This is a genomic window from Bacillus sp. 275, assembly GCF_001999205.1.
GTDB classification, from domain to species: Bacteria; Bacillota; Bacilli; order Bacillales; family Bacillaceae; genus Bacillus; species Bacillus velezensis.
Genome location: NZ_CP019626.1, coordinates 878232 through 893039, shown reverse-complemented (window position 1 = coordinate 893039; position 14808 = coordinate 878232). Strand labels below are relative to the sequence as shown.

Here is a 14808-nt window from a genome sequence, read left to right as displayed (position 1 = left end):
CAATTATACATGTTATGAGTTTGAAAAGGGGTTGAACATGGCTTGATCACCAGGCTTGTCATGATCTTTTCTGTCCTCCTTTTATTGAGCGGATGCGCACAAACTCCGTTTAAAGGAAAAATTGAGAAGGTCGGAATGCTTTTTCCCGATACCATCAGTGACTTGGTATGGGGCACAAAAGGTTACAAAGGTTTATTAGCGATACAATCTGAATTTAACGTTGACGTTTATTATAAAGAAAATATCAGATCCGATGAAGATATTTTAAAAGCGATAGATGATTTTCATAAAAAAGGAGTCAATCTTTTATACGGGCACGGAAATGAATACGAGGAAATCTTCAATATGATCAGCAAGGATTATCCCGACATGGAATTCGTCGTCGCAAACGGAACGGCGAAAAGCGATAATGTCACAAGCGTTCATCTTATGGGAGAAGCAATGGGTTTTTTCGGGGGAATGACAGCCGCCCATATGTCAAAAACCAATGAGGTCGGCGTCATCGCCTCCTTTTTGTGGCAGCCTGAAGTAGACGGCTTTATCAAAGGGGCGAAATATGAAAAGCCTGATATCACCGTCAATACTGAATTTACGGACCACTGGGATAACGGCAATGAAGCGCTGCATCTTTACGAGAAGTTAAAAGCGGAAGGCACGGATGTTGTATATCCGGCCGGAGACGGGTATAATGTTCCTGTCATTCAGCAAATCAAAAAAGACGGGCTTTACGCCATCGGCTATGTCGCCGAACAATCGAATCTCGGCAAAAACACGGTGCTGACAAGCACGGTGCAAAACGTAGATAAAGCCTATACATTAATTGCCGAGCAATATAATAAAGGTTCGCTCAAGAGCGGAGATCACAACTTTGATTTCAGGGAAGGAGTCGTTGAAATGGGGACGTTCAGCCCTCTGGTGGACAAAGCATTTCAAGACAAAATCTCAGACCTTGTCAAAACGTATAACCGAACAAATGAACTGCCGTCAAATGAATAGAGGTGGATACACATGCAGCATGAAAAGTCTCTTGAATTTATGCAGATCGCGATGAAATACCTGCCGGAAGCAAAGGCGGAGCTTGAGAAATCCGGCATAGATCTGTCTATGGAAATGATTCAGCCGTTTATGGACCTGTTTACATCGGTCATGGTGGAAGCGTATGAGCTTGGCAGATCTGATGCCGGGGAGCTGAATAAATAAAGAGAGCCACTTTTCATGAAGTGGCTTTTCACATGATTTTTTTCTTTATAGCGGACACCATCGGCGCAAAGTCTTTAAATACGGGCTTTAATTGATCCAGAGAGTTCATGATGGACCCCAGCTGATTCATCACGTGGTTGTAATCGATCTCTTCTTCGTTTTCAGCCTGAGGCTGCTCCGGGTTTTCTTCCGGTTCTTTATCCCGGTCTCTGGAATCGCCGAACATCATTTTGGAGAAAATATCCATAGTGAAGCCTCCTTTCGTCTTCCTTTTATTCTATGAGGAGCAGCGTCTGATAGTTTAGACGAATATATTGCCAACAGAAAAAAAATAGGGTAGAATTAGTACCTGATACTAATAATTGATCATAACTAATTAGTTTTAAATTCATTATAAAAAAGGAGTCTTTTCCAATGAAAGCTGGAATTCTTGGCGTCGGCCGTTACATCCCGGAAAAAGTGCTGACAAATCATGATCTTGAACAAATGGTAGATACATCGGACGAGTGGATTCGTACGAGAACAGGTATAGAAGAAAGAAGAATCGCCGCGGAAGATATGTATTCATCCGGCATGGCCGCTGAGGCTGCGCAAAAAGCGCTTGATCAGGCCGGCATTTCCGCTGAGGAGCTTGATATGATCCTAGTGGCGACGGTTACTCCTGACCAGTCTTTCCCCACCGTTTCCTGTATGATACAAGAGAAGCTCGGGGCCAAAAAAGCGTGCGCGATGGATATCAGCGCCGCATGTGCGGGTTTTATGTACGGTATCGTAACCGCCAAACAATTCATTGAATCGCAAACATACAAACATGTCCTCGTGGTCGGCGTGGAAAAGCTCTCAAGCATTACCGACTGGGACGACCGCAATACGGCTGTGCTGTTCGGAGACGGAGCCGGAGCGGCGGTCATCGGACCGGTCAGCGACGACAGAGGCATACTGTCATTTGAGCTCGGAGCAGACGGTACAGGCGGTCAGCACTTGTACTTAGATGAAAAAGGGCATACAATCATGCATGGAAGAGAAGTATTCAAATTCGCCGTCCGGCAAATGGGTGAATCGAGTGTAAATGTCATTGAAAAAGCCGGCCTCTCCAAAGAGGACGTAGACTTTTTGATTCCGCATCAGGCAAACATCCGCATCATGGAAGCGGCACGGGAACGTTTGGAGCTTCCGGTTGAAAAGATGTCTAAAACAGTCCATAAATATGGAAACACATCCGCAGCATCCATTCCGATTTCATTAGTAGAGGAACTGGAAGCAGGCAAAATTAAAGACGGCGACGTCATCGTCATGGTCGGTTTCGGCGGAGGATTGACATGGGGCGCCATAGCAATACGCTGGGGACGATAAAAAAAGGTGAGGTGCACACAAGATGAGTAAAAAAAGAGTAGTCGTTACAGGGCTTGGAGCCCTGTCTCCGCTTGGAAACGACGCCGAAACAAGCTGGAAAAATGCAATCGGCGGCGTATCCGGAATCGGACCGATCACACGTGTGGAATCGGACGAGTATCCGGCGAAAGTAGCTGCTGAACTGAAAGATTTCAATATTGAAAATCACATGGATAAAAAAGAAGCGCGAAAAATGGACCGCTTCACGCAATATGCTGTCGTAGCCGCGAAAATGGCCGTTCAAGATGCCGGTCTGAATATCACAGACGAGATCGCGCCGAGAGTCGGCGTTTGGGTCGGGTCCGGAATCGGCGGTCTTGAAACGCTTGAATCCCAATTCGAAATCTTCCTGACTAAAGGGCCGAGAAGGGTCAGCCCGTTCTTTGTTCCGATGATGATTCCGGATATGGCGACAGGCCAAATCTCAATCGCTCTCGGAGCAAAAGGAGTCAACTCCTGTACGGTGACGGCATGTGCGACGGGAACGAACTCTATCGGTGACGCGTTTAAAGTCATTCAGCGCGGCGATGCCGATGCGATGATTACGGGCGGAACGGAAGCGCCGCTGACAAGAATGTCATTTGCGGGCTTCAGCGCAAACAAAGCCCTTTCTACAAATCCTGATCCGAAAACGGCAAGCCGCCCGTTTGATAAAAACCGTGACGGCTTTGTCATGGGAGAAGGCGCGGGGATCATCGTGCTTGAAGAGCTTGAGCATGCCCTTGCCCGCGGTGCGAAAATCTACGGGGAAATTGTCGGCTACGGCTCAACGGGTGACGCCTACCACATTACCGCGCCTGCCCAAGACGGGGAAGGCGGTGCAAGAGCGATGCAGGAAGCAATCAAAGATGCGGGCATCAAGCCTGAAGAAATTGATTACATCAACGCTCACGGCACAAGCACGTACTACAATGATAAATACGAGACAAAAGCCATTAAGACCGTTTTCGGTGATCATGCGTACAAGCTTGCCGTCAGTTCGACAAAATCAATGACGGGTCATTTGTTAGGCGCTGCCGGAGGAATTGAAGCAATCTTCTCCGTCATGGCCATTAAAGACGGCATTATCCCGCCGACGATTAACATCGAAACACCTGATGAAGAGTGTGATTTAGATTATGTACCGGACAAAGCGCGCGAGCAGGATGTCAACATCGTTCTCAGCAACTCGCTCGGCTTCGGCGGACATAATGCCACTTTGATCTTTAAAAAATATCAATAATACAGTTTCTGACCGGCTGCCTGAAAAAGGTGGCCGGTTTTTTTGTGTGTGCATATGATAACAACAAGAGGAGGCGAACCGTATGAGCGTCAAGCAGACATATCAATGGATGGAAAAGGCGGCATCCGTAAATGATCTGGCTCCGCATCTTTTGCCGCTTTTTTCAGGGGCCGATAAGAAAGAGTGGAAGCCGATACTCGGGATGCTGCAAAACCACGGCATGTTCCGCCATTTGAAGGACGGCGTTAGGACCAGTAAACGGCTGAAAGAAAAAGGATGCTACAGCCATATTCAAAAGGAGGAAGCCTATTTAAAGGAGAAGTGGAACGGGCCGGACGTGCCGATCGTAGTTTTGCCCGTCGATGAACGAAACCGGAAAATCCGTCAGGAATTCGGATCAAAATCCGGTCTGGCCTTTCGGGACAAAATGTTCCTCTTTCTATCGTCGGATAGTTCCAATTCAGCTGTATCCGCCCTTATGACACATGAATATAATCACGTCTGCCGGTTAGAACATGTGACAAAGGACGAAAAAGACGAGACATTTCTTGATACAATCATGATGGAGGGGCTGGCAGAATATGCTGTATATGAGCGGTTCGGCTCAAGTCTTACGGCGGAATGGACGTCCTACTATACGCCTGAGCAGCTTGATTCTCTGTTTGAAAAAAGAGTCAAGCCGAACCTCCGCTTAACGAGAGACAGCAGAATGTTTTCCCAGCTGTTATACGGAAAAGGATACTTCCCCTCAATGCTCGGCTATGCCGTCGGATTCAATATAGTAAAAAAATATTTAACCGGCCATCAAAAAACAGTAAAAGAAGCATTGGCCATCCCCTCAAAAACCTTTCTGGAGGCAACGCTTTAATAGATTAAAAGAATGGAAATTATTTAAGGATATTACATTTATCCTAAAAAATTCTTGCTTTTGTAATAATGATGTAATAATATACAACTATAAAATTTTTCGACTATTCTATATTTTGTGATAGCGAAACGTATGTTTCCCTCTGCTTCAGCGGAATGAGAAAGGGGCGTATCATGAGCACACTATTAGAAGTGAATAATTTAAAGACCTATTTTTTCAGAAAGAAACAGCCGATCCCCGCAGTCGACGGGGTTGATTTTCACATTAACAAAGGCGAAACCGTCGCTCTTGTAGGAGAATCCGGCTCGGGCAAAAGCATCACCTCGCTTTCTATTATGGGACTTGTCCAAAGCTCGGGCGGAAAAATTATGGACGGCTCGATTAAGCTTGAAGGCAGGGACCTGGCCTCCTTCACCGAAAACGAATATTGCAAAATCCGCGGAAATGACGTCTCTATGATCTTTCAGGAGCCCATGACTTCCCTGAATCCGGTGCTGACCATCGGCGAACAAATTACCGAAGTGCTTGAATACCATAAAAAAATGAATAAAAGAGAAGCGTCCAAAAAAGCCGTTGAGCTTCTGGAACTCGTCGGATTCTCCAGAGCGGAACAAGTAATGAAAGAATATCCGCACCGTCTTTCCGGAGGGATGAGACAGAGGGTAATGATCGCCATTGCGCTCAGCTGCAATCCGAAGCTTCTGATCGCTGATGAGCCGACGACGGCGCTTGATGTGACGATACAAGCCCAAGTATTGGAGCTGATGAAAGACCTCTGCAAAAAATTTGATACTTCCATTCTGCTGATCACTCACGATTTAGGTGTGGTTTCCGAAGCCGCCGACAGGGTGATCGTGATGTACTGCGGACAAGTCGTAGAGAGCGCGAGTGTGGAGGACTTATTTTTAAACCCTCTTCATCCGTATACCGAAGGGCTGTTAAACTCCATACCGGTGATAGATGGAGAGATTGATACATTAAAAGCGATCAAAGGCAGTGTCCCGACACCGGATAATCTTCCGGAAGGCTGCCGATTTGCCCCGAGGTGTTCAAAAGCGATGGACAAATGCAAAACAGGGCAGCCGGAGCTGATAACGCATGAAAGCGGCCGTTCTGTAAGATGTTTTTTATATGAGGAAGAGGGTGCCCAATCAAAATGACAGCTGCAGGCCAAGAAACGATTTTAGAGCTGAAAGACGTAAAAAAATATTTCCCGATCCGCTCCGGTTTTTTTCAAAGGAAAGTCGGTGATATAAAGGCTGTTGACGGCGTTTCTTTTTCACTGAAGCGCGGGGAGACGCTCGGCATCGTCGGTGAATCAGGATGCGGCAAATCAACGGCGGGAAGGACGATGATCCGTTTATACAAGCCGACAGACGGCCGTATTCTTTTTAAGGGTCAGGATATCTCCGGCTTATCTGAAGAAAAGCTGAGAAAAAGCGTCCGCAAAAACATCCAGATGGTCTTCCAAGATCCCTTCGCATCCCTTAACCCGAGGAAAACGCTGCGTTCCATTATTAAAGAGCCGTTCCAGACTCACCATATGTACAGCATGAGCGAGCGGAACGAGCGAGTGGAGGAGCTGCTGGCGAAAGTCGGCCTTCACCCGAGCTTTGCAAACCGCTATCCGCACGAATTTTCCGGGGGACAGCGCCAGCGGATCGGGATTGCGCGGGCTCTGACGTTGAATCCCGAGCTGATTATTGCGGATGAACCCGTTTCCGCACTCGATGTCTCCATTCAGGCCCAGGTCATCAATCTGATGGAAGAACTGCAGGAAGAATTCAACCTGACCTATTTGTTTATTTCTCATGATTTGAGTGTTGTCCGCCATATCAGCGACAGAGTCGGCGTCATGTATCTGGGAAAAATGATGGAGCTGACCGATAAACACGAGCTGTACGGCAATCCGCTTCACCCTTATACGCAAGCGCTTTTGTCTTCAGTGCCCGTCACGAGAAAAAAAGACGCCGTCAAGCGGGACCGAATCATCCTGAAAGGAGAACTGCCAAGCCCGGCAAACCCGCCGAAAGGCTGCGTGTTCCACACGCGGTGCCCGATGGCCAAACCGATCTGCAAGGAACAAATCCCGGCATTTGAAGAAGCCGCTCCCGGCCATTACGTCGCCTGCCATTTATATGCCTGAAATGACAAGCATCGAGAGGGGGTATGCCGGATTACATAACCAGTTTGCTGCATATATATCACAAAGGGGGAATTGATATGAAATTACGTAAAAGCGCACTGATGATGCTAAGTGTTTTTATGGCGCTCGCCATCTTCCTGTCAGCCTGCTCCGGCTCAAAATCCACAAGCACCGAATCCAAACCGGCAGGAAAACCGCAAAAAGGCGGAGATTTGGTTGTCGGGTCAACCGGGGAACCCACACTTTTTAATCCACTTTATTCTACCGATGTTGCAAGTTCTGATATTGAAGGAATGCTTTACAGCACATTACTGGAAACTGATGAGAAATTAAACGTCAAGCCGTCGCTGGCTGAAAAAGTAACAGAAGCTGACGGGGGATTAACGTATGATGTAAAACTGAAAAAAGGCGTTAAATTCCATGATGGAAAAGAGCTGACGGCCGATGATGTTGTTTTCACCTACAGCATCCCTCTTAACAAAGATTACAACGGTGAGCGTGGCTCGGGTTTTGAGTCCCTTAAATCCGTAACGAAAAAAGGAAAATATGAAATTCAGTTTAAAATGAAGAAAAAAGATGCCTATTTCTATAATGTCGTTCTCGACAGTTACGGCATTTTGCCAAAACATATATTGGGTAAGGTCCCGGTTGCAGATCTGGGAGAGAATGAATTTAACCGTAAAAATCCAATCGGTTCCGGTCCGTTTAAGTTTGTTGAGTGGAAAAAGGGCGAGTATGTCAAACTGGAAGCAAATGATGATTACTTTGGCGGCAGACCTTACCTTGATACAGTGACAGTAAAAACAATACCTGATTCTAACGCGGCCGTGGCTCAGTTAAAAGCGGGGGATATTGATTTCTTCGTTGTGCCGGGCACAGATTTTGATACGGTTAAAACGTTTGGAAATGTGAAGGTCAAATCTGACCTTGGTTTAAACTACAGCTATATCGGCTGGAATGAGAAAAAAGAGATCTTTAAAGACAAAAAAGTGCGTCAGGCATTGACTTACGCTCTTGACAGGCAGGCAATGGTGGATCAAGTGCTGAACGGAGACGGTAAGGTAGCGGATGTTCCTGAGAGTCCGCTGTCATGGAATTATCCGAAGTCTAAAGTGCCGACATTTGATTATAATCCGAAAAAAGCAAAGCAGCTGCTAAAAGAAGCCGGATGGGAAGACCATGACGGTGACGGCTACCTTGATAAAGACGGAAAAAAATTCTCGTTTGAAATTAAAACGAATCAAGGCAATAAAATTCGTGAAGATTTAGCTGTTGTCGTTCAGCAGCAATTAAAAGAAGTGGGAATCGAGGCTAAACCGCGAATTGTTGAATTCAGTGCGTTAATCGAACAGACAAGTGCCCCTAATTGGGATTATGACGCTCTTCTTCTCGGATGGAGTCTTGCAACGTTCCCGGATCAGTTCTCTATCTTCCATTCAAGCCAATCGAAAAACGGGCTGAATAATATCTGGTATAAAAACCCGAAAGTCGATAAGCTGCTTGAAGAAGCGAAGACAATTACAGACAGAAAAGAATACCAAAAGAAGTATGAAGAGATATACAAATTGATTGCTGAAGATCAGCCGTACAGCTTCTTATTCTATTACAATTACCACAGAGCGATGCCGAATAATTTACAAGGCTATGTATTCCACCCTAAAAATGACTTGTACAATATTGAAAAATGGTGGCTGGATCAAAAATAGCAAAAGCCCTGGAGAGGGAAGGAGGTTCCTTTCCTCTCTTATCCTATTTAAAAAGGGGACAAGAACATGGTTACATATATTTTACGGCGAACATTAATGTCCTTGCCGATTCTCTTAGGCATTACAATTTTGTCGTTTGCCATCATGAAAGCAGCGCCGGGAGACCCGATGTCACTTATGATGGACCCTACAATCAGTCAAGCGGACAGGGCAAAATTCATTGAAAAATACGGGCTGAATGATCCGGAACCTGTTCAATATGTGAAATGGCTGGGGAATATGCTGCAAGGGGATTTCGGGACTTCTATCGTCAAGAAAGGCACTCCGGTTTCTGAACTTATCTTATCCCGCTTACCGAATACGATTGTGCTTATGCTTTTCTCAACCCTTGTCGCTCTTCTGATTTCTATTCCATTTGGTGTTCTGTCAGCGAAACGTCCTTATTCAAAATTGGATTACGGGATAACTGTTACTTCATTTTTAGGGCTTGCCATTCCGAATTTTTGGTTCGGTTTGATTTTAATCATGGTTTTATCTGTAAATCTGGGGTGGTTTCCCACTGGCGGAGTAAGCACTTTGAATGCTGACTTTAACATATTTGACCGATTGCATCACTTGATTCTGCCTGCTTTTGTGCTCGCCACGGCAGACATGGCAGGGATAACGAGATACACAAGATCCAGTATGCTTGATGTGTTAAAACAGGATTATATACGAACGGCGCGTGCGAAAGGATTCCGAGATAATAAAGTGATTTTTAAACACGGTTTGAGAAACGGACTTCTTCCTGTCATCACTATTTTTGGTCTGATGATACCGTCATTTATCGGGGGAGCGGTAGTGGTAGAACAGATTTTTACTTGGCCGGGTCTCGGCAAATTGTTTATTGATTCAGCCTTTTCGCGGGATTATCCGGTTATCATGGCCATGACGGTCATTTCAGCTGTTTTGGTTGTGGTGGGGAATTTAATTGCGGACATCTTATATGCCCTGGTTGATCCCCGCATTGAATATTAACAAAGAGAGGTGAGAGGTCAAATGTTACAGCCAAATACCGGCACACCCCCCAGCGAAGTAAAATTAAAGGAAAATATTCAATCCAAACCGGAAACAATGACGAAGATTTTTTTCGAAAAGTTCTTTCAAAATAAACTAGCTGTAATCGGAGCCGTTATATTAACCATCATCATCTTGTCAGCCTTATTCGCTTCGGTAATCGCTCCTTACTCTCCGGAGAGTCAATCTCTTATCAATCGTTTGAAGCCGCCGAGCTTAAAACATCTAATGGGAACTGATAAATTCGGAAGAGACATCTTTACGAGGGTTCTGTACGGGGCGCGCGTCTCCTTGCTTGTCGGATTCGCTTCTGTGATCGGCGCGATTACAATCGGGACAGTTGTCGGAGCCGTTGCCGGATATTTTAAAGGGATTGTCGATGCCGTTCTCATGAGAACCGTTGATATCGTATTATCCATACCTGATATATTTTTGCTTATTACACTTGTTACGATTTTTCAGCCCGGAATGGATAAATTAATTTTAATTTTCTCCCTTACAGGCTGGACAACAACGGCACGTCTTGTCCGAGGGGAGTTTTTATCGCTTCGTTCCAGGGAGTTTGTATTAGCTGCAAAGACGATCGGTACAAAAAATCATCACATCATCTTTTCTCATATATTGCCGAATGCGCTCGGACCGATTATTGTTTCAGCCACATTAAAGGTGGGAACGGTTATTTTGGCAGAATCTACATTAAGTTATCTCGGTTTCGGGATCCAGCCGCCGATCGCAAGCTGGGGCAATATGCTTCAGGATGCACAGAACTTTACGCTTATGATTCAGGCTTGGTGGTACCCGTTATTCCCGGGTTTGTTGATCCTTCTTACCGTATTGTGCTTTAACTTTGTCGGAGACGGGCTGCGTGATGCGCTTGATCCGAAAAATGTGAAATGATCTCCCGGACGGAACGGGAGATTTTTTTGTTGCGATGCAGTCGGAAATCCAGTTCCGTATTGCGGAAATCTCATATTGAAATGGAATAATTTATCTATCCCTTGCCTATACTGTGGACAACAGTTTTTATAAAGTGAGGGGTCGAATATGTTATTTCTTCATGATGTATGGGTCAATTGGTTTGAAGGGGAAGAAAACGGCTACAATGTATGCCATTTTCATGAATGGCGGAAGGAAGACACGGTTGAACTTTTGGATCAGACGCCGCTGCTCAGAGTGCCGTCGGTATTATTTCATTACATAGAAAACGACTTATCAGAGCTTCCGAAAGAACTGCTTGACCAAGTCCACCAAAAGTCATACGTGCGAAAAAATCATGAGCGGACAAAGCTGGAGTACTGTTTTGTCGTGACAGACGGGATCGGCATCATTGCCGTGGATACGATCGGGTATACCATTCCGGTCAGAAAGAGCCGCCTGATTCCGAGACAGGAGCAGCTTGTTTATGAAATGGTAAAGGATGTAGAACCGGAATCGTTTCAATTTGAGCCGGCGCAATTGGAGTCTTCAAAGGAATATCACATTTTGTCATTGGCGCCGGAGCACGTCAGAGGGCTGACGAGAAAAGAGCGGCAGATCAAGCAGCTGATGTTTATGGCGCTCGACCAGCTGAAAGGGTTGAAAAACCGTGCGGAAATTGTGTATTGGTACACTGAATGGAATCCGCATATGTACGAGCAGATCAAACGGATGAGCTTTGAAGAGATCTGGGACATGCTTTACAATGAAACAATTGAAGGCTGGTCAGATAAACATCTTGCGTTCTGTGAAAATTTGATTAAAGGGCAGCCATTTTTCGAAAAGCTTTGGGAAATGGAGCAGGAATCAAAAGTGAACTAAAAAAGAGGCGGGGATTCTCCCGCCTCTTTTCTTTATCTTCTTTTCCGTCCGAGACCCATGGCGTTTTCCATTTTCTTCACCATTTTGCCGGCCGTTTTGTTTGCGCGCGCCGCTCCTTCGTCGAGAATGCGGTCAAGTTCGTCGCTCTCAATTAATTCACGGTAGCGCTCTTGGATCGGTGTCAATGCGCCGATAACGACTTCGGCTAAATCGCTTTTGAATTCACCGTACCCTTTGCCTTCATATTTAGCTTCTAATTCTTCAATTGATGTGTTTCCTAAAATAGAATAGATCGTCAAAAGATTAGAAACGCCCGGTTTGTTTTCTTTATCATACTTTACAATGCCTTCAGAATCAGTCACGGCGCTCTTGATTTTCTTTTCGAGCTGCTTCGGCTCATCAAGCAGCGTGATGTATGCCTTTTGGTTCGGATCTGATTTGCTCATTTTTTTGAGCGGATCAGCCAGTGACATGATGCGCGCGCCTGATTCAGGAATTTTCACCTCAGGAATCGTGAAGATGTCATTGTATTTTTTATTGAAGCGTTCCGCCAGGTTGCGGGTCAGTTCAAGATGCTGTTTTTGATCTTCTCCGACCGGAACAAGATCCGTTCCGTACAGTAAAATATCGCCGGCCATCAGCGGCGGATAGGTTAACAGTCCTGACACGACGGCTTCTTTGCCCTTTGACTTATCTTTAAATTGCGTCATCCGCTCAAGCTCGCCGATATATGCGACGCATTGGAGCATCCACCCCGCCTGGGCATGAGCGGGAACCTCCGACTGGATAAAGAGGGTCGCTTTCTCGGGATCAAGTCCGACGGCCAGGTAAAGAGCCGCGAGGTTGCGGATGTTCTTCCGCAGCTCAAGCCGATTCTGCGGAACCGTAATCGCATGCTGATCGACAATACAGAAGTAGCCGTTGTAGTCATGCTGCAAATCGACAAATTGCTTCATTGCGCCGATGTAGTTGCCGAGGGTAACGGAACCGCTCGGCTGAATGCCTGAAAAAATCGTTTTCTTCATATTTTTTACCTCATTTCTTAAAACATAATAAAAAAAGCCCATTCTTCCCGTAGAAAAAAGGGACGAATGAACCGTGGTGCCACCCTGATTATTCCATTACAATGGAATCGCTCGAGACGTTGGTAACGGAGGCTGCTCCGGCTGGGCCTACTAACGTTCGGTCAGCTGCTCAGAAGTCCATTCCACATCGCCCGTTACCTGCTCCCAGCACCGCAGACTCTCTTCAAACGGATGAAAATGTGTACTACTCTTCATCATCGCAATCACAACAAATGTATTTGATTGATCTATTATAAATCAATTATAGCCAAATGTCATCAGAGGAATACAAGCTTATTTCCAGTTTGCTTAAGGGCTGGAAATCCTCAAAAAGAACTGAAAATGCTTAAATGATAACGTATATCAACATTTCGTATAACGAATATTATATGTAAAAAGCAATATGAACTGGAAATTGCAATAAAAAAATTTAGTTAGGTCATGCTTTAAACTATAGAAGTGTATCACCTTTTTGACAGAAAAACTGACCAAATTTAAATATTTTAAATTGAGAAAATAGTATTGCAATAAATTATTCATTTCATTATAATGAACTTGTTCACTCTATTGTTACAGCTTCTTTACATAAAATAATCAGAAAAGACGGAACACAATTAAAGTTTAGAAAAATATTAAGTTATTTTGTCTGATATTTCTGAGTATTTAGTAGTAAAGGCTGAAAAATTTGATTAGGGGGTTAGTGCATGAAAAAGCGTTGGTCTATTGTAGGTTTGATGCTTATCTTCTCGCTTGTATTAAGTGCGTGCGGCGGATTCAGCGGCGGATCAGGCGGCGGTAAAAAAGACACAAAAGGACAGACTTCACTTAATATCAATATTAAAACCGAGCCGTTCTCACTGCATCCTGGTTTAGCGAATGATTCCGTTTCAGGAGGCGTAATCCGCCAGACTTTTGAAGGATTGACACGCGTAAACTCCAAAGGTGAGCCTGAAGAAGGAATGGCATCTAAAATTGAAACAAGCAAAGACGGAAAGACCTATACATTTACGATTCGTGACGGTGCGAAATGGTCTAACGGCGACCCTGTGACGGCGCAGGATTTTGAATATGCGTGGAAATGGGCGCTTGACCCGAACAACGAATCACAATACGCTTATCAGCTCTACTACATCAAAGGCGCTGAAGCTGCCAATACAGGAAAAGGCAAGATTGATGATGTAGGCGTAAAAGCCGTAAATGACAAAACATTAAAGGTTGAACTGAATAACCCGACACCTTATTTCACGCAATTAACTTCATTCTATACGTATATGCCGATCAACAAGAAAATCGCCGAAAAACATAAAAACTGGAACACAAACGCGGGCGAAAATTATGTGTCAAACGGCCCGTTCAAAATGACGGCCTGGAAACACAGCGGTTCCATCGCGCTCGAAAAGAACGATCAATATTGGGATAAAGACGCTGTGAAATTGAAGAAAATCAACATGGTGATGATTAACAATAACAACACCGAACTGAAAAAATTCCAGGCCGGTGAGCTTGACTGGGCAGGAATGCCGCTCGGCCAGCTTCCGACTGAATCTCTGCCGACATTGAAAAAAGACGGATCTCTTCACGTTGAACCGATCGCAGGCGTGTATTGGTACAAATTCAACACAGAAGCGAAACCGCTGAACAATGTCAACATCCGTAAAGCCCTTGCTTATGCGATCGACCGCTCGTCCATCGTGAAAAATGTAACGCAGGGCGAACAGATCCCGGCCATGGCTGCGGTGCCGCCGTCAATGAAGGGATTCAAGGATAACACAAAAGGTTATTTCAAAGACAATGACGTCAAATCAGCTAAAGAATTCTTAAATAAAGGACTGAAGGAATTAGGCGTCAAGAATGCCTCTGACCTTCCGGCGATCAAACTGTCCTACAATACGGATGACGCGCATGCGAAAATTGCGCAGGCCGTACAGGAAATGTGGAAAAAGAACTTGGGCGTCAAAGTTGAGCTTGATAACTCCGAATGGAATGTTTACATCGACAAGCTGCACAGCCAGAACTACCAAATCGGGCGTATGGGCTGGCTCGGCGATTTCAACGATCCGATCAACTTCCTAGAATTGTTCCGTGATAAAGAAGGCGGAAACAATGATACCGGATGGGAAGATCCTGAGTTTAAAAAGCTGCTGAACCAATCTCAGCTTGAAACGGATCCGGATAAACGTATCGAAGAGCTGAAAAAAGCAGAAAAGATCTTTATTGACGCAATGCCGGTCGCGCCAGTTTATTTCTATACGGATCCTTGGGTGCAGGATAAAAACCTCAAAAATGTGATCTTGACAGGAACAGGCGAAGTTTACTTCAGAAATGCTTCTTTTGAATAAAAGACGGTTCTGAAAACA

At 45.1% G+C, this 14808-nt stretch carries 14 protein-coding genes and 1 other annotated feature; of the genes, 12 read left to right on the top strand and 2 right to left on the bottom strand.

The window, feature by feature from the left end; translation table 11 throughout:
• The first annotated feature begins 42 nt into the window (after positions 1 to 42).
• Entirely contained in the window at positions 43 to 996 is a 954-nt protein-coding gene (locus tag BZ167_RS03920) for a BMP family ABC transporter substrate-binding protein (protein ID WP_015417205.1), read from the top strand.
• 12 nt (positions 997 to 1008) lie between these two features.
• Complete coding sequence (locus BZ167_RS03915) at positions 1009 to 1200, top strand: ComZ family protein (RefSeq protein WP_061861349.1); 192 nt, start codon at positions 1009 to 1011, stop codon at positions 1198 to 1200.
• Between the two features lie 28 nt (positions 1201 to 1228).
• Here the strand turns inward: BZ167_RS03915 and BZ167_RS03910 are convergent, their stop codons facing one another.
• The gene (locus BZ167_RS03910; RefSeq protein ID WP_007409123.1) at positions 1229 to 1447 is read right to left on the bottom strand and encodes a hypothetical protein; all 219 of its coding nucleotides are present in this window, start codon (positions 1445 to 1447) and stop codon (positions 1229 to 1231) included.
• Between the two features lie 167 nt (positions 1448 to 1614).
• On the opposite strand from BZ167_RS03910, the gene BZ167_RS03905 reads away from it, so the two are divergent.
• The 9 genes from BZ167_RS03905 (at position 1615) to BZ167_RS03865 (ending at position 11387) form a co-directional block, all read left to right on the top strand.
• Positions 1615 to 2553 carry a beta-ketoacyl-ACP synthase III gene (locus BZ167_RS03905; protein WP_007409122.1) on the top strand — a complete coding sequence of 313 codons (939 nt, stop codon included), beginning with the start codon at positions 1615 to 1617 and terminating at the stop codon, positions 2551 to 2553.
• Between the two features lie 22 nt (positions 2554 to 2575).
• Complete coding sequence (gene fabF / locus BZ167_RS03900; RefSeq protein WP_015417206.1) at positions 2576 to 3814, top strand: beta-ketoacyl-ACP synthase II; 1239 nt, start codon at positions 2576 to 2578, stop codon at positions 3812 to 3814.
• Positions 3815 to 3896: 82 nt separating this feature from the next.
• Positions 3897 to 4682, top strand: a complete 786-nt coding sequence (locus tag BZ167_RS03895) for a DUF2268 domain-containing putative Zn-dependent protease (protein ID WP_061890534.1) — start codon at positions 3897 to 3899, stop codon at positions 4680 to 4682.
• Positions 4683 to 4855: 173 nt separating this feature from the next.
• Positions 4856 to 5842, top strand: a complete 987-nt coding sequence (locus tag BZ167_RS03890) for an ABC transporter ATP-binding protein (protein WP_012117279.1) — start codon at positions 4856 to 4858, stop codon at positions 5840 to 5842.
• Positions 5839 to 6828, top strand: coding sequence for an ABC transporter ATP-binding protein (locus BZ167_RS03885; RefSeq protein ID WP_015417207.1), 990 nt, complete (start codon positions 5839 to 5841; stop codon positions 6826 to 6828). Before BZ167_RS03890 ends, BZ167_RS03885 begins: the two co-directional genes overlap by 4 nt.
• 77 nt (positions 6829 to 6905) lie before the next feature.
• Positions 6906 to 8534: a peptide-binding protein gene (locus BZ167_RS03880; protein WP_015417208.1), complete on the top strand. Its 1629-nt coding sequence runs from the start codon at positions 6906 to 6908 to the stop codon at positions 8532 to 8534.
• A 66-nt stretch (positions 8535 to 8600) separates the two neighbouring features.
• Entirely contained in the window at positions 8601 to 9551 is a 951-nt protein-coding gene (locus tag BZ167_RS03875; RefSeq protein WP_003155051.1) for an ABC transporter permease, read from the top strand.
• Between the two features lie 21 nt (positions 9552 to 9572).
• On the top strand, positions 9573 to 10487 hold the full coding sequence (gene opp4C / locus BZ167_RS03870) for an oligopeptide ABC transporter permease (RefSeq protein WP_007409117.1): 915 nt from the start codon (positions 9573 to 9575) through the stop codon (positions 10485 to 10487).
• Between the two features lie 147 nt (positions 10488 to 10634).
• A complete protein-coding gene (locus BZ167_RS03865) occupies positions 10635 to 11387 on the top strand; it encodes a YjbA family protein (protein WP_007409116.1) in 753 nt (250 codons plus the stop codon).
• Positions 11388 to 11419: 32 nt separating this feature from the next.
• On the opposite strand, the gene trpS is transcribed toward BZ167_RS03865, so the two are convergent.
• Positions 11420 to 12412 (bottom strand): tryptophan--tRNA ligase, encoded by a 993-nt coding sequence (trpS, locus tag BZ167_RS03860; protein ID WP_033574568.1) that lies wholly within the window; start codon positions 12410 to 12412, stop codon positions 11420 to 11422.
• A gap of 55 nt (positions 12413 to 12467) precedes the next feature.
• Positions 12468 to 12679 (bottom strand) — a binding site (T-box leader).
• A gap of 476 nt (positions 12680 to 13155) precedes the next feature.
• Between trpS and BZ167_RS03855 the strand changes: the two genes are divergently transcribed.
• On the top strand, positions 13156 to 14790 hold the full coding sequence (locus tag BZ167_RS03855) for a peptide ABC transporter substrate-binding protein (RefSeq protein ID WP_015417210.1): 1635 nt from the start codon (positions 13156 to 13158) through the stop codon (positions 14788 to 14790).
• Positions 14791 to 14808 lie beyond the last annotated feature (18 nt).

Excerpts from the sequence above, each read along its gene's own strand:
- BZ167_RS03915 (WP_061861349.1), top strand. The coding sequence starts at position 1,009 with ATGCAGCATGAAAAGTCTCTTGAATTTATGCAGATCGCGATGAAATAC.
- BZ167_RS03910 (WP_007409123.1), bottom strand. The coding sequence starts at position 1,447 with ATGGATATTTTCTCCAAAATGATGTTCGGCGATTCCAGAGACCGGGAT.
- BZ167_RS03905 (WP_007409122.1), top strand. The coding sequence starts at position 1,615 with ATGAAAGCTGGAATTCTTGGCGTCGGCCGTTACATCCCGGAAAAAGTG.
- fabF (WP_015417206.1), top strand. The coding sequence starts at position 2,576 with ATGAGTAAAAAAAGAGTAGTCGTTACAGGGCTTGGAGCCCTGTCTCCG.
- BZ167_RS03895 (WP_061890534.1), top strand. The coding sequence starts at position 3,897 with ATGAGCGTCAAGCAGACATATCAATGGATGGAAAAGGCGGCATCCGTA.
- BZ167_RS03890 (WP_012117279.1), top strand. The coding sequence starts at position 4,856 with ATGAGCACACTATTAGAAGTGAATAATTTAAAGACCTATTTTTTCAGA.
- BZ167_RS03885 (WP_015417207.1), top strand. The coding sequence starts at position 5,839 with ATGACAGCTGCAGGCCAAGAAACGATTTTAGAGCTGAAAGACGTAAAA.
- BZ167_RS03880 (WP_015417208.1), top strand. The coding sequence starts at position 6,906 with ATGAAATTACGTAAAAGCGCACTGATGATGCTAAGTGTTTTTATGGCG.
- BZ167_RS03875 (WP_003155051.1), top strand. The coding sequence starts at position 8,601 with ATGGTTACATATATTTTACGGCGAACATTAATGTCCTTGCCGATTCTC.
- opp4C (WP_007409117.1), top strand. The coding sequence starts at position 9,573 with ATGTTACAGCCAAATACCGGCACACCCCCCAGCGAAGTAAAATTAAAG.
- BZ167_RS03865 (WP_007409116.1), top strand. The coding sequence starts at position 10,635 with ATGTTATTTCTTCATGATGTATGGGTCAATTGGTTTGAAGGGGAAGAA.
- trpS (WP_033574568.1), bottom strand. The coding sequence starts at position 12,412 with ATGAAGAAAACGATTTTTTCAGGCATTCAGCCGAGCGGTTCCGTTACC.
- BZ167_RS03855 (WP_015417210.1), top strand. The coding sequence starts at position 13,156 with ATGAAAAAGCGTTGGTCTATTGTAGGTTTGATGCTTATCTTCTCGCTT.